Below are 21599 nucleotides of genomic sequence, written 5' to 3'. Positions count from 1 at the left end.
AACATTTCAACCTGTTTTTCTTAACTAGCGATTTTCCCCTCAATTTCGGGCAGTTTATAGACTGTTTTTTGCTTCATCATGCTATAAATTATCTTAACTAATTTTCGCATAATACACAATAACGCTTGTATCTTTGTTTTTCCTTCTGAAACTTTCCGCTCGAAATAAGCCCGAAATACTGGATTTCGTGGTTCTCCCTTATTTGTAAGATAAATTTGTTGTATCGCTAGAAAATACAACGTAGAATACAGCTTTCTATTGCCTTGTGACTTGTTCTTTACATCTTTTCCTTTTCCCGCTGAACTAAATCGTAAGGGTGCGACACCCGCATAATTCGCCAATTTATCCGCACTAGAAAAACGGTGGATATCACCTATATGTCCAACCAACGCACAAGCCGTTACGATATCAATTCCCGACATTGTTTCTAGTTGGTAACCTAGTTCTTGATACATTTCTCTTTCTGTCTGTTCTAACACCTTAATTTCACGTTGGTAGGCTCTTAGCTGTCGTGTGATACTTTGAATCACTGTATCTCGGGCAAATTGATAGTCGCGTTCTTTTGTCGTCTCTTGAGCCACTAAATCAATGATTTTACGAGCTCGATTGGTTGAACAGGTATTATGACTTGGAACTCGTAGGAATGCCCCTAATTCGTCCTCAGACATACATTCTAAGTGTTTGGGTGAGGGATAGTGTTCAAAGAACGTTAATGACGTTTGACAGTCTAATTCTGTGAAAAAACCTTTATAGTTTGGATAGGCTGTTTGTATCTGTTCATGAAATTGTTGCATTAATTTTGTACTTGCCTTTACTAGGGCATTTCTCCGATTGACTAAATGGCGCATTGTCCAATAATAGTCTTGAGGGTTAGCCTCTGGTAATAAGTGTGACCTTCTCATTAAGACAGCACTAATACATTGAGCGTCCCAACTATCATTTTTTCGTGTACTCGCATAACTCATGCGTTCCATATAAGAAAGTGACGGATTCACTTCTTTTACTGGATAATCTCTATCGAGTAAAAATATAGATAAGTTTCTACCGTAGTGGGTCACGTCCTCCAATCCGAAAATCGGAATCAGTTCTCCTTTTTGTTTGTTTACATAGTCTTCTAGTTTGTGAAAGCCTTGTAAGGTATTCTTGATTTTAATTTCTCCTAGTTTTTCTTCTAGATAATTTAATAATACAGCAGTATGTGTTTCCTTATGTATATCCATACCAACATATAAATACTGTGTTCTGTCCATTGATTCTCCTATTCTATTCAATCAGTGAGTGGCAATCTCAGTTTGAAGCCTCTGCATACTCAATGATGACGAGTAGCGGGCAAGAAAGCGTCAGCCTATCCCATTTCTTGAATTGGAGAATTTCTTAAATTATGGTATACTCAACTTGTCTACGGTAGAGTTTTAAATCTAAGAAATTCGTTTCTTATTTTTGAAATTCTGCTTTTTTATTTTGGTGATACAAGGGTAATACTATCTGCTTTATAATACATAACGGTACTAATCATACTCGCTTGTAAATTTTTAAAGGTACATTTGACACTATCACGTTTCATAATTTCATCGTTGGTTATTGGTAAATTGGTATCTAATACTTTGACTTGCGTTGATTTTTTCTTAAATTGTCCATCTAAAATAGTGATACTAAAGGTATAACCAATTAATGTTTCTGTTTGAAAGTTACGAGCTTTTCCTTCTCTATCTTTGATGACTTCTCCGTTTTCGTCTGCTCGGTGTTCTGTTTCATACACTGGAATCACTTCATCCAATTCAAATATCGTACCAATATCGTTAAAGTTCCAATCCCTTTGGGATAATAATTTTGCCATAATTTTTCTTCCTCTTTCTTTTTCTATTTTTTTCGTTGTTTTGTATTGACTGTTATTTCTGAAAGTAGGTCTTCTCGACCATACAACAATACGTATTTTTTTAGTTCATCTGATAACTCTGTTGAGAATGTTGTCTTATCTATTGCTTCGTCAAGTGTGTCTATGCTTTTAGGATAAAGCTGATTCTCTTCTAAAAAAATCATCGCCTTGTAAATCGCTAAACTGCCTTTAAATTGATACCACTCAAACTTATCAAGCAAAGGGCTTTTTTCTTTTTTAATAACTAATTTAAACGGTTCTGATTGTCCTAAAAACTCTTTCCATCGTTGAGCAACTTTTTGAAAGGAATCATCTGAATAAAATACTAATTTTTCTTTTAGATACCCTTTGACTAATTCCTTTATATCACTCTCACCATAAGCATATTTTTTCGCTAGTTGGTGGGCTTTTTCTCGGTGAAATTCTACTTCATACCGTATCCATGAGGGAAATTCATAGTCTTTGGGACGTATGCCAAGTTGTTTGGCTTGTTCCATATGTTTATCATAGATACGCAGTCTATCGTCTGAACCTGCTGGTTTTAAATAAAGCGTAACGCCTTGTTGTTTATTCCCATACGTTTGATATGTTGTGCTTTTCCCATAGTGAAATCGTTTCTTTTCACAAAATTTCAATAACTGGCTAGGGGTGTAATAAGGTTTTTGGTTAAAATCATCGATACAGACATCAAAACGAGTAACTTTTATTGTGTCTCCATAATCGTTAAAGAATGTTTTCAACAAAGGTTTTAAGGTTTCTTTGTTTGTATACTCTCGGTAAAACTGACAGCCTCTCCCACTTAGCACTAACATATACCTAGCGGTATCCGTTACTGAATAATAGTCCATTCCGTAGATTTTGACATCACCTAAGCTATAACAACAATCAAATGGATAATAGGTCAATCCTTGTTCAGAGTAGTTGAAGTCAGAAAGTGATAATCCTAATTGTGTCGTAATCATCTCTAAATTTGTTTGTAGAAAGTCAATTTGTAGCCAATCTTCTAGCCCCCTTAAGTTCTTTAGTGTCGCAATAGTTCTCACCTCTTTTTTCAACACGTTTTTGAGAAAAATATTCTCGGTAAAAACTAGTTATACCAGCACTTACAGCCGTTTTTTGTCTCTTGCAGAGGGTGGTGTTACTAGACACCCTTGAAACGTTCTCGACCGCTAGTGCAACTCGTTACTGGTTGGGCTACTGTGTTAGCCACTCGCCCACCATTAACGGTGCTTATCGTTCTCGGACTGAAACAACTTTCTTAAGCCTTTTGGTTGTGTTTCTATCCGTTGGAGTTGAACCTGTAAGTCAGTAATCGCTGTTTGAAATTGCCTATTTTGACTTTCCAAACAGTTGATACGGTTGACGAAATCAGTACGCTGTTGCGCTAACTCTTGTTCTAACACGCCGACTCTTTCAGAGATAGAAACAGTCTGTTTATCAGATGTAGTAAATGCGGTAATAATCGCCTTGTCTAATCCTAGTTCTTTTTTTGTATCAGCGACTTGTTGGAACTTTTGAACGTCCGCATCTGTAAACGTATAAATCGTTTGAGTAGATTTTCTGCCTATACGAATCTGTTCAACTTTGAACGTTACCCCTGTTAATTCTTCTGCCTTTTTTCGCCAACGTTTTAGTGTAGAAATACTGGATAACCCTTCAACAAAAGAAATCACTTCTTGATACTCGTAGATTGTTATGCCTCCTCTATGATTGTAATTTTGTTCCTAATTTGCTAAAATCGTATTAAAGTATTACTATAGAATCATATTAGCACTATTTTGATACTAATTCAATAAAAAAGTATAAAATAATTACTTTTTTCAAAGGAGCGTTCATTTTGGCTACTTTCACTGATAGATTAACTGAACTTAGGGAGAAAGAAAATTTGAGTAAACAAGGGGTTGCAGACTTACTGAATGTAAATCGTGTAACTTATTCTAACTGGGAGTATGGAAAAACTGAGCCTAATTTTGTCACACTCGCTAAGCTTGCGAAATTATTTAATGTTTCTGTAGACTATTTATTGGGAGTTAGCGATGTAAATAGTTACGTACAAGACCATAAAAAAGAGCTATTGAACATAGGTAATTCATTTTCAAAAATAACCAGAGAATATAAAACTCAATTCGACGACATTGTTTATAAGGTAATGGAAATGAGTAGTGAAAACAGATTATCTAACGAAGAAGTAACAACGCTATTTAAAGATACTTTACGATTTTTAGAGTCAGAGTTTGAATTTAAAACAGATAAAAATTATTTTGAACAACAGATAGATTATTATAAAAAGGAATATGCTAAATTTAATACAATTACCGATAGCTAAAAAAGATATGGGAACCCTACTCTCTTGAAAGAGTTAGTTATTCTCATATCTTTTTTATTAGCCATTGACAACTTGATTAGTGAGTGCTTACTAGTCAAAGCTTTGCTATTCGACTCCAATCAGATAGTAAAGTGCCTTTTTATTTAATTATTTTGTTTTATAAAACTATGAATCCCCTCAAAAATAACATCTCTTAGCGCTTCTGGATAATCAGAATAACCTTTCTTTTTCATAATTATATCCAATACTTGGGCTACATTACCATCAAGAATTATTGTGACAGCTGGTGTTAGTTCTCCAGTCTTATCATTTTTAAATGTTTCTTTTATCATTGTTAATTTATCGTTTTCCATAACTTAATCCTTTCTAGTTAAATAATTTATACCTTTTTCTTCCCAATATCTATATTTTGAGGGAATTCTTTCAAAAAATTTTTGGAAATGACCAACCCAATTATCAGGAATATATTCTTCAAAAGATATAGATTCAGGATAATTAGAATAAAAAATTTGATTATCAAAATCTATTAATAAGCTAGGATTATAATCATATATAGCTTCTTCTCTATCTTTTCTAAACTCTTTAAAAAAGTCTAGTTTAATAGAATTTGTTGAAACTTTATACTTTTCAACATTTTCCAAAAAAATACTCTCTGTGTCTTCATTTAAGACACTTATATTCGTTCTTTCTTTTGGATATTCTTCAGTTGAATATCCAGCTTGATTGTAATCTAAATACCATAATTCTGTATCAGTAATATACCAATTGAATACTTCTTTATATCTTACTCCTACAATAATATTTTCTGCATACATGGGTTTCAGCATACCAGCTAGTTCACCTCTTTCACTTTACTACTCGCGCATTTTGGGCATACTCCACTAACCATTGATTAATAGGATCAGGTAATTCATAAGCAACACCTTCAAAATTATATTTATCAAAAATACCTTTATCAACTATTTTAGGAGCTGTTCCACCTTGATTTAAAGGGTTGGCTTTATAGCCATTTTGAGAAATTGCATTTTCTTTAATTAAATCATCTAAATATTGAGGTACTTCAAACTCAACTACATAGGAATCTGGACGCTTACCTTGAAAATAATTTGCATGGTCTTTCCCAGTTGAAACATTTAAATTATGGTCAGACTTCCACTTACCATTTAACGATAGTGTACCATCATCATTAACTAAAAGTAAATCTTTGCTGCCTCCACCTTGAACTCTGCTATATGTGACTGTTTCTTCCATATTAGCCCCGCTGGCTTTCTTAGCTACATCATCCACAACCGACCCAACTTTTGGCGCTTTCAACTTAGTTGTAACATTCTTTGCCGTGTTTTTCAATCCATTCGCTGCCGTTAACATCGTTCCCACTGTCAGAACATCTGTCGTCATTGCATAGATATCTCCACGTTTGAAGTCATCAGCCATTGAGCCGATCGCAGCTTTACTCATTTCAAAAATAGCGGAAGGCGTCAGTGCCTGAACATTCTTAACAGTTCCTGACCAATCTTTCCCAATCCAATCTGGTGACTTTACTCCCCGTAAATTATTGATCCCTGTAGCGAGTCCCCCACCTAAAAGCTGACCAACTTGTACACTCCCAATCGCTAATGAACTGATCCCCTCTCCTACAAATCCTACCGTAGATTCTAAAGCTAATAAAATACCCTTGCCTGTTTCTAAGAGGAAAAACCCTTCTGTATTGAGCCCTTTTGTTCCTTTGACAATCCCATTCCACCAAGAACCGATGCCGTCTGAAAAATTACGTAACGCATTCTCTAATGGATGATCTTTTGCCCATTGTTCTTGTTTTTCCTTTGCGGCTTTTTCTGCTTCTAATTTTGCTTCTGCTTCTGCCTGAGCTATTTGACTATCAATAGCTTGGATTGATTCTGCTAACCCTGTTTGGGAGACAAACTCCATAAATCTTGGGTTTGTGTAGCTTACACCGCTCGCTGTTTCAGACATTTTGATTTGTTGAGATAAAACATTGATGATCTCTTCTGCTGAGCTTGGTGGTTGCTTACTATCAAACTCATTGACTTTTTGAATGATCTTATCCAACTGCTTTTTTGCTTCATCGCAAGCACTAGTGAACGTACTACTGCTTGGCATAGAAAGCGAAATTAAATCGGCTATATCACTGTACGTTGATTTGATGGTTTGTCTTTTTCCTTTGTGCTCCGTCTTAAATTTATCAATAGCTGTTTTTGCCTTCGTTAAGACATCTTCATCTAACACCGCACTTTGTGAGGTTTCTCCTGTGGTTCCCGCAAAATCTGCGTAAGTTTGTTGGAGGTCTGCTTCTACTAACTTATAGCTATTTTTTAAGCCGACAAGTACGGCATTTTTATTGTTGTTGATATCTGCTGCGATTGCTTGGCCTACTTGACCGTGCATCGCATTACTGTTAATGATACCATTCATTGAATTTTTCGCATTATCTAATTGTTCTTGTGCCGTTTTAGATAGTTTTTGATACTGTTCCAACGCCTTTTTCATTTCGGCTGTTTCTACATGAAAGCCCATAACATGCTCCTTTCTTTACATTTTACTATCTACTCTGTTTCTACGATTTCAGAAAGTGCTTCGTAATAGGAAATCGCATCTTCTCTGGTCATACATGCTTATATATACACACCGAAGACACCTCTGAATTAAGATTTCCTTAAATTTGTCCTCTTAATTTTGATATACGAAAATCGATATTAGTGTTGTTTCTCACTAATACCGTTCCCATAGTCTATACTAATTAGCTAATTACATTTTTATTTAGTTAGCTATTAGCAGTTTAGTTGTTGCTATTCAAGGCTTAATCACTTGGTTACCTGTTTCGTGATTAAGTAGCTTTTATTTCAAAGCATTAGTTTTCGTAATCTCATTTAAAACATAATTCATCATATTCTGCAAAAAAATGTCAATTTTATCTTTTTTATTGAGTTCTTTAAAATGTACACCCTGCTCTGTTTTTAAATAGACTCTCACATACTCGCTATTGTAGAAATTAAAATCCTCAGTTAATTTCATATATGGTAATGCTTGGGAGCTACTTAGTAATAAAGATTGCATTGCTTTCATTACTTCTGGATATTGCTCTAAATTTGTAATTACTGAACCACTTCCATGATAAAGATGGACATTTAAACCAAAAACTAAAGCTAGGGTTTCAGTCTGAAAACCGATAATATTAGTTTTTGTTGGAATATCAAATACTGCAATATAAACTTGATTGTTATTTTCAAGGCTTAAATTCATATCTTGATTTGTGTATTCCAAAACTCGTAATCTGTTATTTAAATATTTCTCATCAACTTGTTTATCAAAATTAAATCTTTGATTCATCAATAAGCGCCCCTTCAATCTTCTTTATTTCACCTTTTTTTGAAATGCGAAAAAAATCCAAACAACCATTATCAATATCATTTTTTAGAATAGAAATTGACTTTTTTATATCTTCTTCTTTTAAACCATTTGATAGTTCTTTATGTTGTGAGAAGAAATTTGAAACAGCATCTTTCCATTTGATTCTAATTGTAAAACGTAATCTTTCATACTCGAAGACTATCTGATACTTTGAATATTCATAATTAAGTCTATAGAATCCCATACCTGCTGCCTCATTAGAACATTCTTCTTTTTTTAAAAATATATTTTGCCCAAAATACTCCAAAAAAATTTTTTTCGTATAGTCTAAATAGTGTTTATTAATAAATTTTTCATCACCTGATAACATGCCAAAGGTCTCCTATCTTTTCAAATCCAAATCCGTGACTCTGCAAGTATGCTATTTCTTGTGAATAAAATGAACCATCACCAATAAAATCGAGTGGATTATGTGAAAAATATATCTCTCTTCCAGAAGCAATTTGTATATCTAAGAATTTCTCATTAATTTTCCAAATTTCTTTGTCACTATACATTTTACTTAATTCATCCCAATTATCCAACTCAAAGTATTGTGCACCAATTTTTTTAGCTTTAGTAGTATAAGCGGTTGGTCCACCACCATCAAATTTTCCTAATACAATAGAATCTGAATTATTGGCACCTTTTGTTGCATTAAAAGCGTATTTTTCAGCATCCGCGCTATTCATTATTTTTTCAGCTTTCTTGGCTTTCTTAGCTACATCATCCACAACCGACCCAACTTTTGGCGCTTTCAACTTAGTTGTAACATTCTTCGCCGTGTTTTTCAATCCATTCGCTGCCGTTAACATCGTTCCCACTGTCAGAACATCTGTCGTCATATCATAGATATCTCCACGTTTAAAGTCATCAGCCATTGAGCCGATCGCCGCTTTACTCATTTCAAAAATAGCGGAAGGCGTCAGTGCCTGAACATTCTTAACAGTTCCTGACCAATCTTTCCCAATCCAATCTGGGGATTTTACTCCTCTTAAATTATTAATCCCTGTAGCGAGTCCTCCACCTAAAAGCTGCCCAACTTGTACACTCCCAATCGCTAATGAACTGATCCCTTCTCCTACAAATCCTACTGTAGATTCTAAGGCTAATAAAATACCTTTGCCTGTTTCTAAGAGGAAAAACCCTTCCGTATTGAGCCCTTTTGTTCCTTTGACAATCCCATTCCACCAAGAACCGATGCCGTCTGAAAAATTACGTAACGCATTCTCTAATGGATGATCTTTTGCCCATTGTTCTTGTTTTTCCTTTGCGGCTTTTTCTGCTTCTAATTTTGCTTCTGCTTCTGCCTTGGCTAGTTGACTGTCAATAGCTTGGATTGATTCTGCTAACCCTGTTTGGGAGACAAACTCCATAAATCTTGGGTCTGTGTAGCTTACACCGCTCGCTGTTTCAGACATTTTGATTTGTTGAGATAGAGCATTGATAATCTCTTCTGCTGAGTTTGGTGGTTGCTTACTATCAAACTCATTGACTTTTTGAATAATCTTATCCAAGTGCTTTTTTGCTTCATCACAAGCACTAGTGAAGGTACTACTGCTTGGCATAGAAAGTGAAATCAAATCGGCTATATCACTGTAAGTCGATTTGATTGTTTGTCTTTTTTCTTTGTGCTCCGTCTTAAATTTATCAATGGCTGTTTTTGCCTTCGTTAAAACATCTTCATCTAACACCGCACTTTGTGAGGTTTCTCCTGTGGTTCCTGCAAAATCTGCATAAGTTTGTTGGAGGTCTGCTTCTACTAACTTATAGCTATTTTTTAAGCCAACAAGTACGGCATTTTTATTATTATTGATATCAGCCGCGATTGCTTGGCCTACTTGACCATGCATCGCATTACTGTTAATGATACCATTCATTGACCTTTTGGCATTATCTAATTGTTCTTGTGCGGTTCTTGATAGTTTTTGATACTGTTCCAACGCCTTTTTCATTTCGGCTGTTTCTACGTGAAAGCCCATAACATGCTCCTTTCTTTATAGTTTACTCTGTTTCTGTGATTTCAGAAAGTGCTTCGTAATAGGAAATCGCATCTTCTGTCGTCATGTAGGCTGTAGATATCTGTTGATTCAATACTTGGGTAGCCCGTAATACATCAAAGGAAAAGGCTTCTTCATATTCATTCGTATAACTTTCGGCAATTACACGCTTAATCATCATATTTGAAATCAAGACTGGATCATTCCCTGGGATTTCTCCAAACGGCCATAGTCGTCCTAAATAATCGACAACATAGTGATCAAACCCTGACATCAACGGAACTTTTCTTCCAGTAAGAGTGACAATTGCTCCTAAATCGCCGTCTTTAAACATCTCTGCTACGCTGTCTGGCAACATACTTTCATCCAGTTCAACGGTTGTTCCAACTGGATAAATAGGCGCAAACGCAACATCAATTTTGCCAATGTATTGTAAAAATTGGGGAATAGTCAATACCACTTGACTTGATTGGCGATCAAAGGTGACCGTTTGTTCCTCATAATCAAAGAATACGCTCAATTTAGCACCGATCATCGGTTTGTATTCAAATTGTTGCTCTAAATTTCGGTGTGTCTTATAGACTGATTTTAATAGCTGAAAATTTGATCCTAAGAGAACACCTGTTAGGATCAGCTCTTCTGTCACTTCAAAGGTAAGTGATTCATCATTGATTAAAACACCTTCAAAAAATTTCTTTGAATCATAATTCGCCATCATTTAAACCTCACTTTGGTTGTATTTTGTTCAAATGATTTAGATGCTTGATTATCTTCATTCACAATATTTTCAGCAACTTGCTTCATTTTCTGTGTATCAGTACTTGAAACATTTTTGAAAGATTCTACTGTATTCACCAATGTTTTTTGTGTCTCTATCACTTTTTTAAAGCGTTTTAGGGTTGTTTTGCCCAATTCATTAATCGTTGGTTTGGAAATACTTGAAACAGCACTATCTGCTTTTGAAACTACTGCATCCCATGCCGCCTTATCTACACCTGTTTTCCCCATCTATAATCACTCCTTGTGTCAGATTAAAAGATAGAAGCCAAGAAATTTTTTGCCATATCAAAAGCACTTTCTACAGCACTCATCAAATCCCCTTGTTCTAATTCTTTCTTTGCTATTTCTGCATCTAGTTTTGCCATATTTTGTTGATAGGAATTTTCCTCTTTATGCAATGTCGTACCCATTTTTTTAGCCTTTTCATCAAATTTGTCTCGAAGCGTTCCTTTGAATTGTCCAGTGCTTAATTTTGTTGGGTATTGCTTCACTTGATTCTCAAATTGCGAAAAGTTCTTCATAGATTTTTCTAATTTGCTCTTTGCTTCTTTTAATCGTTCTAATTTTTTTTGATTTTTATCATAATTTGCTTTTCGTTCATTTCCTATTTGTTGCCATCTTGTTGATTCTCGTCTATTTTGAGCATTCTTCTCCTGACGCTTTTTTTCTGCTGCATCATCTTTAGCCATCGCTTTTTCCTCCTTGTTACAGCATATAATTATTTATTTTACTCACTAACCAACTTCACTCGACAAGCATTCCGTCCAACAAAGAAATGAGACTCATCTAGTTCAACTGTCGGTTCACTATAGCCTGATTTCACATTGATAAATCCTTGATCCGCTAAACGTGTACCGATCATTCCTGCTGGGATATTCGTACGTAGTCGTTTATTAAAGTCATCGAAGCTATTTTCAATTTGTTTTTGATTGCCTTGGAAAATAAAGTAAATCTTCACTTTCGCTGCTTTTCTTAGATACACGTCAATTGCATCATTGGTAATGAATGTCTTGTCTCCAAATACATGCGCCTCTGGAACATAGACAAACATTGGTTCTGGATCTGTTGCGTCCTGGCGAACCTCGATTTCGCTAACTAAATCATTTACAAAGGTACTATAATCAGGTTCTGCAACCATCATGTCAAAGCTTTCCGTAAAACCACCGAAACGTTCTGAGCCGTTAAAGACTACTCGTTGCGCTCGTCCTTCAAAGTGTTTTAGATTTTCTACAATGACTTTTTCAATGTATTCTGTTTGTTGCGGTGAATCGTCTCCAATCACAAAGTAGCCATGCTCTTGTGGGTCAAATCCGACTACATTGGTTGTTTCTTTATCCAAACCAATTGGCAATTGCATATTTTCCAGCATCATTTGTGTTTGTTTTGACTCGTAGAAATCAGCCATTGAAACCACTTTTGCCAGCATCGGAATCTTAATAGGACGTTCACCAGTCCAGTCTTGATCCATTGCTTCTATCTCTTGCTCTAAATGATTTAAGCGGTCAATATCATTTTCGCCATGTGTTGGAAGAAAGACTTGAAGTTCATGTGGATCATCTAATTTGATTTGTGCTCGTCCAATGATTTCTTGTGGAATCAATGCATCTCGCCCAACAACATCTCTGATTGCGCCTTCTTCTACAAGGAATAGACCGATATGAGATGGAATATTACTTGCCATGCTCATCTTGAAGGTAGACGTTCTAAGAACAGATAAAACAGCGTACAGACCTACACTAGCCCCTTCTCGTAGCAACTGATTCACAACAGATTCGATTTCTTCTTCTAACGGACTTTCCTTGATGGCATCAAATCCGTCAATGATCGTAATCACTACAGGAAGTTTGTTTCCTGATTTTTCTTCGTATTGCGATAGACTTGCGACACCATAATCGGTAAATGCATCTTTTCGCTCTTGAATCTCTTTTCTGATTCGCTTCAAGAATTTCACTAACTTCTCTTCTTCTTCTAAACGCACTAAATCTGCGACATGAGGAAGTTTTTTCAACGGAAGCAAACCATTTGTACCGAAATCAAATAAATTAAACTGCACTTGACTTGGTGTATTTAGTCGCGCAAGATTCATCACTAATGTTTGAAGCGCCGTTGATTTACCAAAACCTGGTGAGCCATAAAACGCCGTATGTGTCAGTTCGTTAAAATTAAAGTTGAACACGACTTGCTCTTGTTTAGAAGGAATATCCATAAAGCCAAACGGAACACTTAATTGTCTTGTATCGCGCCATTCCTTCGATAAGATAGGCGAATCGATCACTGTTTCTAGTGGCGGAAGCCAAGGTTTTTCTGGTAATACCGCGTTGGTTTCTTCTGAATATGCTTGGATTGCTTCTACAATAGCATCCAGCTGCGTCTTTTCTTCTTCATTTTTCACAACGGTATCTTCTTCTTGTGACAGATCCGCTGTTAATAATTCGTATTGTCCCAATTGATTGATCAACCAAATACGTTCATCTACTTTTTCTTCTCGTGAGACAAACGGATCATAATTTGCCCCGCTCCAAGCAGATTGGAATAGTTCGTAAATTTCATTGTTTCCGACTTGTAAATACGCACGACCTGGTTGTGTGATCGTTGCGGCATCCGGTGTTTTGATAATTTCATTTGAATCATTAGCATCGGCTACTTTCAACGCTAGTTTGAAACGAGAATTCGACCAAATTTGGTCATCCACGACCCCACTAGGTTTTTGAGTAGCTAAGATTAAATGGACACCTAAAGAACGACCGATTCGAGCCGTTGAAACAAGTTCCGCCATAAAATCAGGTTCATTGGCTTTCAATTCGGCAAACTCATCACTGATTAAGAATAAGTGTGGTAGTGGGTCGCTTGGGTATTTTTTCTTTTCTTCTGGATCTGTAATTGTTTTGCCTTGTTTATATAATTTTGTATAGCCATTAATATGATTCACACCAAATTGGCTAAATTTACGTTGTCTTTTTTGTAATTCTGCCCGAATACTTTGTAAAGCTCTGGCAGAACTTGCGCCATCTAAATTGGTAATAGAACCCAGTAAATGAGGTAAGTCAGCAAATAAATTCGCCATCCCTCCACCTTTAAAGTCAATCGGTAAAAAGCCAACATCTTCTGGTGCAAAGTTCACCGCTAAAGATAAGATATAACTTTGAACGATTTCTGATTTACCAGACCCTGTTGTACCAGCAACTAACCCGTGAGGCCCATGTGCTCGTTCGTGTAGGTTAAGGTAAACAATATCGTCTTTACCGCGCACACCTAATGGAACCGCTAATGATTTAGACGTATCTGCTTTTGTCCAACGTGTGCCGATGTTTAATTCATCAACTGCTTTTACATCGTATAATTCAAGAAAATCGATTGCTTCTGGAATGGCATTCTTCTCTACCTCAACATGATGTAAATTCGCCAATCTCTGCAACGCTTCTTCAATCGGATAAGCCGTTGGTAAATGAGTCGGTACAAACGCTTGATTCACATATTCATTATTTTGGTTGATCAAGATCGCCGCTTCACTGCTTTGGTAATCAATCAACGTCGTCGTTGTCTCAGGCAACATCGGTAAGGCATCTTTCCCCCAAATCACGGTCACACCATACGGACTCATGTCTTCTGCTAAAAATTCATTTAGCCCATGTCCAGATAACCAGCTCTCTTCTAAAATAGAGAATACATAATGCGGCTGGAATCGAATCTTTTCATTGCCATTTTCTTTCAGTTCTTGTCTTCTTTTCGTTAAAATTTGGTAAAACGAGTTAAGCACCATGTCCCGTGTTTGGGCATTGTGGATGATCCCTCTTAGATTCAAACTGCGAATCTTCAAATGAGGCAGCCAACGCCACGCATGCCAATTAGTATCATAGTCATTTTCTGGAACCAATGTCACAAATTCAACATCTCGATACGAATGCAGCATTGAGATTTGGAATAAGAGCGTTTGAACAGCGGTCCGTAATACTGGATAATTTCCTGCTAGACCAACTGTTTGATCCATCAAAGGAATAATAATTGGCGCAGCTTCTAATTGTTGATACGGCCAAACGAGTTGTTTTTCCGCTAGCGAACTTAAATCACTTTCTTCATTTGCTTGATATTTTACAGAAAAACTTGATTTGATTTCTCCAGTACCAACATGGATTTTCAGAAAATCTTCGTTGGTTGTCATGCGTTCATAGATCCGTGCTTGGTAGTCTTTGGCCATCAAGGCAAGATCATTCATTGAAGGATACATATACGTAAGAGCGTGTTCCTGTTCTTGTTGTAAAAGAGAGATATCCCCTTTTTTCTGAATCAGGTATTGTCTATAAGAGCCTTCACTACGTTCGTTTTTCTCTTTGGTTTCTTTCTTATTGGTAAAATAACTGGAAACTGAAAAACCTGCCGTTAATAAACTAGCGCCACCCATACTTAGCATCATGATTGGATTTCCGCCACTTAAAAAGCTTGTAGCACCACTTAAAACCACCATTCCCAAAGGAGGAACAAGGGTTCTTAAGAGTTCATTTTTTCCTTCTTTTTCTTTCGGTGTCGGTGTCATTACTTCTACATCCATCTTCGGTTCTTTTAAATGGATACGCGGGCTTCGTCTGAATAATGGAAATTCTGATGGGTATTCAGGTTCGTAGTTTTGTTCAATGATTTCAAATGGATTCAATTTAAAATCAGTACCTAAATTTGTTAGCTTCAGCTGATTTTCTCGTACTTCTAGAATCAGTTTATCAATCACTAGCTGATCGCCAGTACCAAAGTCAAATTTTCCTTTAGCAATTCGTTGTCCGTTGAAATAAATCGTTTCTTCATTTGCATAAATATCAACAGTATAATTAGTCGTTTTTGCCTCAACTGTAACTGAAACAAATGCCGCAGTTGGTAAACTAATTGCGGAGGAAGCCGTAGAAGAGATCGTAAAATCTTTTTTAGGTTTACTTGTAGCAATCGTTTGATACTCGGTTGGTTTTACAATAATAAATTGAGGATTATTTTTTTCAAACGGTTTGTTATCAAATAAAATCTTCTGTCCATCATAAGATACTGAATGTTCCTCGATCATTCGTTCTTGTTTCGCTGTTGTCAACTGATGATGAGAAAAGACATCGCCAAAATAGAAAACATCAAAAAGAACATCCGCAGCTGGCTGCATTTGATCATCGATAGGAACAATTGACTCATCTTCTGTTTTATTCGTTTTCAGAATCATCGGTTGCTCCTCCTAATAGTTTCATATATTTAGCAATGGCTTCTTCGTATTTCGTTAATAGCTCTTGTTTCTTTTCACCATTCATTTTTGTATCTAGTTTTGTTGCGTCATACAGTTTTGTATAAGCATGTAAAATAAATTGGTTATCTCCTACGTTTTGCGCAATATCAAGAGCTTTTTCGAACGCGCCTTTTCCGATATAGATCCAATATAAAAGTGTATTTTCATTTGATTTTTGTGAAATATTATTTAAAATCATCTCTTTTTGCTCATTGGATAAATTATCCAGTTGTATCGAGCTTACTGCATAGACATATTGTGCACTTTTAGGTAGATTCTCTGGTGTATCTTCTTTCAGCGTGCTTAATACGCCTGAATAATCATTAGCAATGTAATTTGCTTCTGCTGTAATGATTCTTTCTTGCGTAGGAACTTCTTTCAGTGCATAATTTCCAACAAAGAAACCTAAAATAAGCGTTGCAACCAACAACACAAGACTGCCCCATTTAAACAGCGTATAGCTTTTTTTGTTTACAAGTTGATTTTGCTTTTCTTGTTTCATTTTTTGGATAACGACTTGTTCACTGATCATTTGATCGATTTGTTCTGGTGAAAGTGCAGCTTGAATATTTTTAGACAGAGGATCTTGTAATGTTCCAGATCCTTCGATCAACCGTTCATAATCTAATTTTGGATGAAGAATCAATAGGATCAACGCACGATATTGTTTTAAAAAATCTTCTTCATTCGTCACATGTGGAACAACTAGATTCATAAAACCTCTATGTGCAATCGAAAGTTCTTCTCCAAAAAGAAATATATTTCTTGGGTGGATAAATGGTTGAATCGTAGAATGGATGAACGGCTCAATAAAACGAATTTTTTGTGCTAAAAGCAGTCTCTTAAATGGCGTCATTTTTTTTATTGCTTCATCGATTGGTACCGCGTAGTTATCTTTTTCGTATGATAAGACTAACTGCTCTTCTGTTGCCTCCAATAGTTCTCCAGCTAATAGTGCGTCTCTTTTTTGGAGAACGGCTTGAAATTGATCCAACTCTGATAAGCGATATTGGTTCGCTTGTAGCGTAACTAGCACCTTATCTTTTTGAACTTGGATATCTATTTTTTCTGATATATCTTTTACTTCACTCACGTTTTAGGCCCCTTTACTTTTTCATCGTTTCTCTAACAATTAATTGATCCCCATCACCTAGTGCATAGTTTGCTAGAAGAACTTCTCCGTTTAACTTAATTGCTTTATTCAATATCTCTAACTCAAATGTATCTGGTAAAGAGATGTTCAATAATTCTAGTGATTCTCTCAATAGTTCTTTTAAACGATTTCCAGAAACTTTTATAGGAATCTGTAAATCAATAATTTGTTTACCCACATGTAACCCAATACCAATAGATGTATCTTTCCTCATAAAATTCTACCTTCCTATCCTTTTTTTACCCATGCAGGAAATGCTCGACCTAATAAAATTCCAAGGCCTACCACAAGGAGTCCACCGACTACACAAAATACAATAAATCCAATGTTATTCCCTTGCTTTAACCCTGAATCTCCAGAATCTAAACTGTCGTTCAAGACATATCCGTTTGAGAAAAGAAGGGGTGTTGTTTGTTGGTTAACTGTACGTTGTGCTGGTGTTTCTTTCATAAAAACTTCTTTTTGTGCATTTGCAATTACCTTCATTTTTTCTTCATCTAATTGTTTATCCTGAGCAGACATATCTTTCATAAATAATTGATTGATCGTAAAGGTAGCAGAATTACTCTGACTACCTTCATTTTTATCGTAGATCACATGGTTATTTATTTTTAAGTCGCCAGTATCTGCATGAACAGGAATGCTTTGTAAGAAAATGAAGAGTAAAGGAACAAGCATTCCTTTTAAAATCGTTTTAACATCAATTTTTGGTCTATGTCGCATCGTTTTTCTCCCTTACAAATAATAGAAAAGATCATGCTTTTACTTTTTTGTCTTCTGGTTTCACCCAAAAATTCAATAGAATACCACTCAATGCTAAAATTACGAGAATCAGATAACTTACCCAACCAATGCTGGCTCCGTTTAGCAATGCGGTGAAGCCATTTTGAATATTTTGTAATGGTGATACTCGATACAATATATTGGCGAATGTGCCTGTTTTAGTGGCTACTCCTAGTAGTGGTGTCAGCATAAAGAATAAGCCTAATATTGCACCGCTAAGATAAAGCGTCAGTAATCTGAACTGTCTCATACAGCCAAGTGTCAGCAACAATCCTGCTAGTAAAACTAAAAAGGCATAACTAAACCAAGCTAATTTTGCATTCATCCCAACAACTAGACTCAAATTAAGGGCAAATGCGATCGACAAAGCAACGCTGCTTAGCAGTATCACCATCACATTTGACGTATTGTACCAAGCTCTTGATGGATTCATCAGCAAGTCCGTTTTAGACACTTTTCTTCGTTTCATGTATTTTTGCATCGCGGTCGCGACCAAAATAATAATAAATGCAGCAATAATCGTTGCATAATAAGGAATCAAAGAATTTTGTCTGGTTTTACCAAAATCGCCTTTTTCCTGAATTGGATTTGAAAGGAAGTTAAAGACTGTTGAATTATCCGAACCGCCATTTCTTGTATTAGAAAGAACTTTATCAAATGTTTCTGCGTACTTCGCATTGTCATTTGTTTTTTCATCCACTTTAGTAACAGTTTTATCTAAGTTCGTTAAAATGTCATTTGCATTTGTTTGTACTTTGTTTGTCGATTCTTTCAAGGTTTGAATAATCGGTGCAACGTCTTTGACCTGTGCTGCGGATTCTTCTGTTGCTTTAGCCGTTTCTCTTGAACTACTTGCTAATGTCTGGATACTTTTCACCAAGTTTTCCGTAGTAGAATTGATTGCAGCCGTATCATTCTTATCAGGATGTGCATTTGTATCCGTAATAACAGATTCTGCTGCTACTCGTTCTGTTTCTGTCCATGAATTATAGGTCCCGTCGATTTCTTGACTGGCTTTATCGAACCACTCACCTAAAATCGAGGCTTCTTGTAACATCATATCTGGAATAGTCATCAGATTTAACGTCCCATATAACGTCATGGCTTCGCCTTCATTTTTATCGGTGCTTGTTCCGATTGTGGCGTTTAATTTGTCGATTTGCGCTACAATATCGTTATATAGGCTATCTCCGTTTGCACTATAATTTTTATAAAGTGACTCCGAAATTTGTGAAACTTTTTTAGTATCCGTAATATTATCATACAACCAATAAACAGAATTAGGTGTAGCTAACTCCTTGAATGATTTATCTGGATTACTTGTGACATAGCCAGCAAAACTAATGATATCTTGTTGAGTCGGGTCAGCATAGATTGTTGTCAATTTATCAGCAGCTGAAGTCAGAGTTGTGAATAGGTTAAAAAGTTCAGGTAAATCTTGCTTTAGAGGCTGATCTTTATCTATATAAGCAGCTAATTGCCCAGATGTTCTTGAACGATTTAAACTCCAAGAGTAATTACATTGAACATACTCATTGTTACTGTAGTCATTTGGATAAGTCCATTTTATTTCAGAATCAAATGTGTAAGACATCTGAGATTGTGTAGGCGCTTTTGGCGGTGCGCTACTCTCGGTGTCCTTAAGTATAATAGCTATATTTAGTTGTGTTCCATTAATAGAAACAGTTGCTGTATAGCTTGAACCAGTTAAATTTGCAATGATATTTCTTTCTAAATTTGCTCTAATCATTTCCAAATTAATGACTTCAACTGTACCACTGCTCTCAGAACCAAAAGTATGTGAGAATTGTAAATATTGGTTGGTTCCAGGATTCAAATTTACTCCTACTGTATTCGTTACAGTGAATACAGATGAAAGATCTTCTTTTGGTGTTGTCGTGAGTATATTGAATTGATTCCCATTACCAGTCAGAGTTGGTTCATAATGTGTAACAATATTGTATGAAGCATTTAATTTATCACTTGCCGCTCGTGTCAGTAACCCTTTATTTAAAAGCGTATTTAAAAGAATAGGAAAATCAGCACTTGATGGAAGAGCAAGATTCTGTAATTGCATAAGTTCGTTCTTTACAGCGGTTAAATATTCCCCGTCTTCCTTAATTTCTGATTCTTTATCCACAGGTGAGATTAACTTTGAAATAGCTAGTTTCACTTGATCTTCTATCGCAGTTTCTGGATTAGCACCTCTATCGTTGTAGTACTTTTCAGCAACATCTTCTTTTAAAACTGTTAATTCAGTTACTTGTTTTTCCAATTCTTTTATTTCACTTGTTAGCTCTTCAATTCTCTTAGTTTGCGTATCTTTAAACGCATAAGCATTCGTTAAAAAATTCGCGTAAACGCCAGTATTATTAGATTCTTCAGACCCTTTTGTAAGAAACAGTCCCAATTGATTTTTTATACTATCATCAAAATCATCATATTGAGCTTTGTATCCCTTCAAATCGTTTTGCCATTGATTTTCTAATTGTTCTTTTTGTAGCTCAAATTGCTCATTAAACTGTTTAATAGATGTTTCCAATTTTTCATTTGCTTCATCTGCATAATCATCCACAGATTTCTGTACTTCCTCTGTTGATTGGCTATTTGCTTCCAAACCAGTATTGTTACTTTCCATCAACTGCTTCACTGACTCAACAAATGCTTTTTGTTCCGATGTAAACATTTTATTGTCTTCATCAAAGATACTTGCCGTATCAATAACATTTGAGAAATTAGTTGGTACTTCTTTAAATGGTAAGTAAATTGTTTTCTCCAAATTATTTTTGTGATCTGTTTCCAATCCAACAATTTGATTGACGTTTTGTTGGGCCTCTGACAGATTTCCTACAATACTTGAAAAATACATTTGTACAATTCTTTGATTGAAATCTTTTAAAATATCATTCACTTTTACCTGAATCGCCTGATTGGTTATCTCATTTTGACCTTCTCTTACTTGATACTCTACTAAAGCCTTTTCAGGATTTATACTTTGCAAAGAAAGCAATCGTTCAGAGAAATCCTGCGGAATAATGATCTGTGCATCAAACTGTCCATCTGCAACTCCACGGCTAGCAATATCTCTGGTCGTGGTCTCCCAACGGTTAGCAGTGTCTTGATTGATCAATGTGACAAAGTCCGTTCCTAAAGAGTATTTTTTCCCTTCAAAAAGTGTTCCTCTATCTTCATTTACCAATACATACTGCATTTTTGTTACCTTTTCATTAGAGTTTTGTTGGATATTATCACTTTTAAACCCAATATAAGAAAGAATAGATAAGAACAATATACTGCCGAGAATAATCGAAATAATAGGAATGTATTTTTTTAGTTTATTTTTCAATTTGCTCTTCTCTCCTAAATAAAAAACGTCCGCGCAATGAATTGCACTGACGCTTTTTTATTTCAAAAATTAATTTAGTTTAAACCGAAAGAACTTGCATCTTGTTGGTCACGTTGTGCTACTGTGTCAGCATATTTGTTCAACTGACTATTGATACTGATCAACAACTCTTCCATTTTTTTAACGTTACCTTCTAATTGATTGTATTGTTCTAAATACGATTGGAACGCTTGACCTTTCCACTCTTGTGCGATTTGTTGATTCATAGAATTTACTTTACGAATCGCATCTTGGATTTGTTGTTGTGATTGTGTATAAACCTTTGCTTGTGATTTCAGTTGCTCGGGTGTGACCGAAATTGCTCCTGCCATTATAATCTCTCCTACTCTGTAATAAAATTGTTTACATAAACAGTATATCGGTCAATAAGTATACTTGTCAACGTTTTTTAGAAATAAAATACAATCCCAAGGAAATTCTTCAACCCTAATTGAATATTTTTATTTTTTTAAAGGTAAAATATATTATTTAATTGTAACCTTTTATGTAATCAATCTAAACATAAACTAATTGCTTGTAGATAAAACTCACTCAGCTTTATATCAGAAAACAAGTGACTGATATAATTGATCTTTATAAAATACTATCAATCTGTTCTGATAGATTCATGCTTAAT

At 35.5% G+C, this 21599-nt stretch carries 20 protein-coding genes; 1 reads left to right on the top strand and 19 read right to left on the bottom strand.

Annotated features, from left to right (window positions below):
• Positions 1-20: 20 nt before the first annotated feature.
• From IGI43_RS11320 to IGI43_RS11305, 4 genes are all read right to left on the bottom strand, one after another.
• A complete protein-coding gene (locus tag IGI43_RS11320) occupies positions 21-1250 on the bottom strand; it encodes an IS110 family transposase (protein WP_438757896.1) in 1230 nt (409 codons plus the stop codon).
• A 206-nt stretch (positions 1251-1456) separates the two neighbouring features.
• A complete protein-coding gene (locus IGI43_RS11315; RefSeq protein WP_438757895.1) occupies positions 1457-1837 on the bottom strand; it encodes a hypothetical protein in 381 nt (126 codons plus the stop codon).
• Positions 1838-1860: 23 nt separating this feature from the next.
• Positions 1861-2919, bottom strand: a complete 1059-nt coding sequence (locus IGI43_RS11310) for a replication initiation factor domain-containing protein (RefSeq protein WP_438757893.1) — start codon at positions 2917-2919, stop codon at positions 1861-1863.
• A gap of 177 nt (positions 2920-3096) precedes the next feature.
• Positions 3097-3549 carry a hypothetical protein gene (locus tag IGI43_RS11305; RefSeq protein ID WP_438757892.1) on the bottom strand — a complete coding sequence of 151 codons (453 nt, stop codon included), beginning with the start codon at positions 3547-3549 and terminating at the stop codon, positions 3097-3099.
• 164 nt (positions 3550-3713) lie between these two features.
• Here IGI43_RS11305 and IGI43_RS11300 point away from each other — a divergent pair, with 164 nt between their 5' ends.
• A complete protein-coding gene (locus IGI43_RS11300; RefSeq protein WP_438757891.1) occupies positions 3714-4202 on the top strand; it encodes a helix-turn-helix domain-containing protein in 489 nt (162 codons plus the stop codon).
• 143 nt (positions 4203-4345) lie between these two features.
• On the opposite strand, the gene IGI43_RS11295 is transcribed toward IGI43_RS11300, so the two are convergent.
• The 15 genes from IGI43_RS11295 to IGI43_RS11225 all read right to left on the bottom strand — a co-directional run bounded on the left by IGI43_RS11295 (position 4346) and on the right by IGI43_RS11225 (position 21294).
• Positions 4346-4555: a hypothetical protein gene (locus IGI43_RS11295; RefSeq protein ID WP_438757890.1), complete on the bottom strand. Its 210-nt coding sequence runs from the start codon at positions 4553-4555 to the stop codon at positions 4346-4348.
• 3 nt (positions 4556-4558) lie between these two features.
• A complete protein-coding gene (locus tag IGI43_RS11290; RefSeq protein WP_438757889.1) occupies positions 4559-5029 on the bottom strand; it encodes a hypothetical protein in 471 nt (156 codons plus the stop codon).
• Positions 5030-5048: 19 nt separating this feature from the next.
• On the bottom strand, positions 5049-6737 hold the full coding sequence (locus IGI43_RS11285; protein ID WP_438757888.1) for a T7SS effector LXG polymorphic toxin: 1689 nt from the start codon (positions 6735-6737) through the stop codon (positions 5049-5051).
• A gap of 321 nt (positions 6738-7058) precedes the next feature.
• Complete coding sequence (locus tag IGI43_RS11280; protein WP_438757887.1) at positions 7059-7550, bottom strand: hypothetical protein; 492 nt, start codon at positions 7548-7550, stop codon at positions 7059-7061.
• Positions 7534-7941 carry a hypothetical protein gene (locus IGI43_RS11275; protein ID WP_438757886.1) on the bottom strand — a complete coding sequence of 136 codons (408 nt, stop codon included), beginning with the start codon at positions 7939-7941 and terminating at the stop codon, positions 7534-7536. Before IGI43_RS11275 ends, IGI43_RS11280 begins: the two co-directional genes overlap by 17 nt.
• Positions 7928-9592 carry a T7SS effector LXG polymorphic toxin gene (locus IGI43_RS11270; protein ID WP_438757885.1) on the bottom strand — a complete coding sequence of 555 codons (1665 nt, stop codon included), beginning with the start codon at positions 9590-9592 and terminating at the stop codon, positions 7928-7930. The genes IGI43_RS11275 and IGI43_RS11270 overlap by 14 nt, the downstream gene beginning before the upstream one ends.
• Positions 9593-9614: 22 nt before the next feature.
• Entirely contained in the window at positions 9615-10325 is a 711-nt protein-coding gene (locus IGI43_RS11265; protein ID WP_438757884.1) for a DUF4176 domain-containing protein, read from the bottom strand.
• On the bottom strand, positions 10325-10618 hold the full coding sequence (locus IGI43_RS11260; protein ID WP_438757883.1) for a TIGR04197 family type VII secretion effector: 294 nt from the start codon (positions 10616-10618) through the stop codon (positions 10325-10327). The genes IGI43_RS11265 and IGI43_RS11260 overlap by 1 nt, the downstream gene beginning before the upstream one ends.
• Positions 10619-10641: 23 nt before the next feature.
• Positions 10642-11079: a DUF5082 domain-containing protein gene (locus tag IGI43_RS11255; protein WP_438757882.1), complete on the bottom strand. Its 438-nt coding sequence runs from the start codon at positions 11077-11079 to the stop codon at positions 10642-10644.
• A 38-nt stretch (positions 11080-11117) separates the two neighbouring features.
• Entirely contained in the window at positions 11118-15581 is a 4464-nt protein-coding gene (essC, locus tag IGI43_RS11250; protein WP_438757881.1) for a type VII secretion protein EssC, read from the bottom strand.
• Positions 15562-16734, bottom strand: coding sequence for a type VII secretion protein EssB (essB, locus tag IGI43_RS11245; RefSeq protein ID WP_438757880.1), 1173 nt, complete (start codon positions 16732-16734; stop codon positions 15562-15564). Before essB ends, essC begins: the two co-directional genes overlap by 20 nt.
• 13 nt (positions 16735-16747) lie before the next feature.
• Positions 16748-17008 (bottom strand): type VII secretion protein, YukD family, encoded by a 261-nt coding sequence (locus tag IGI43_RS11240; RefSeq protein ID WP_438757879.1) that lies wholly within the window; start codon positions 17006-17008, stop codon positions 16748-16750.
• A 14-nt stretch (positions 17009-17022) separates the two neighbouring features.
• Entirely contained in the window at positions 17023-17517 is a 495-nt protein-coding gene (locus IGI43_RS11235) for a hypothetical protein (RefSeq protein ID WP_438757878.1), read from the bottom strand.
• Between the two features lie 31 nt (positions 17518-17548).
• A complete protein-coding gene (gene esaA / locus IGI43_RS11230) occupies positions 17549-20923 on the bottom strand; it encodes a type VII secretion protein EsaA (protein ID WP_438757877.1) in 3375 nt (1124 codons plus the stop codon).
• A gap of 74 nt (positions 20924-20997) precedes the next feature.
• The gene (locus IGI43_RS11225; protein ID WP_010761887.1) at positions 20998-21294 is read right to left on the bottom strand and encodes a WXG100 family type VII secretion target; all 297 of its coding nucleotides are present in this window, start codon (positions 21292-21294) and stop codon (positions 20998-21000) included.
• Positions 21295-21599 lie beyond the last annotated feature (305 nt).

It is taken from the genome of Enterococcus sp. AZ126 (assembly GCF_051714545.1).
Lineage (GTDB): Bacteria > Bacillota > Bacilli > Lactobacillales > Enterococcaceae > Enterococcus_L.
This window is presented reverse-complemented; position numbering and strand designations above follow the sequence as displayed.

Coding starts and splice junctions, on each gene's coding strand:
- IGI43_RS11320 (WP_438757896.1), bottom strand. CDS start 1,250: ATGGACAGAACACAGTATTTATATGTTGGTATGGATATACATAAGGAA.
- IGI43_RS11315 (WP_438757895.1), bottom strand. CDS start 1,837: ATGGCAAAATTATTATCCCAAAGGGATTGGAACTTTAACGATATTGGT.
- IGI43_RS11295 (WP_438757890.1), bottom strand. CDS start 4,555: ATGGAAAACGATAAATTAACAATGATAAAAGAAACATTTAAAAATGAT.
- IGI43_RS11290 (WP_438757889.1), bottom strand. CDS start 5,029: ATGCTGAAACCCATGTATGCAGAAAATATTATTGTAGGAGTAAGATAT.
- IGI43_RS11285 (WP_438757888.1), bottom strand. CDS start 6,737: ATGGGCTTTCATGTAGAAACAGCCGAAATGAAAAAGGCGTTGGAACAG.
- IGI43_RS11280 (WP_438757887.1), bottom strand. CDS start 7,550: ATGAATCAAAGATTTAATTTTGATAAACAAGTTGATGAGAAATATTTA.
- IGI43_RS11275 (WP_438757886.1), bottom strand. CDS start 7,941: ATGTTATCAGGTGATGAAAAATTTATTAATAAACACTATTTAGACTAT.
- IGI43_RS11270 (WP_438757885.1), bottom strand. CDS start 9,592: ATGGGCTTTCACGTAGAAACAGCCGAAATGAAAAAGGCGTTGGAACAG.
- IGI43_RS11265 (WP_438757884.1), bottom strand. CDS start 10,325: ATGGCGAATTATGATTCAAAGAAATTTTTTGAAGGTGTTTTAATCAAT.
- IGI43_RS11260 (WP_438757883.1), bottom strand. CDS start 10,618: ATGGGGAAAACAGGTGTAGATAAGGCGGCATGGGATGCAGTAGTTTCA.
- IGI43_RS11255 (WP_438757882.1), bottom strand. CDS start 11,079: ATGGCTAAAGATGATGCAGCAGAAAAAAAGCGTCAGGAGAAGAATGCT.
- essC (WP_438757881.1), bottom strand. CDS start 15,581: ATGATTCTGAAAACGAATAAAACAGAAGATGAGTCAATTGTTCCTATC.
- IGI43_RS11240 (WP_438757879.1), bottom strand. CDS start 17,008: ATGAGGAAAGATACATCTATTGGTATTGGGTTACATGTGGGTAAACAA.
- IGI43_RS11235 (WP_438757878.1), bottom strand. CDS start 17,517: ATGCGACATAGACCAAAAATTGATGTTAAAACGATTTTAAAAGGAATG.
- IGI43_RS11225 (WP_010761887.1), bottom strand. CDS start 21,294: ATGGCAGGAGCAATTTCGGTCACACCCGAGCAACTGAAATCACAAGCA.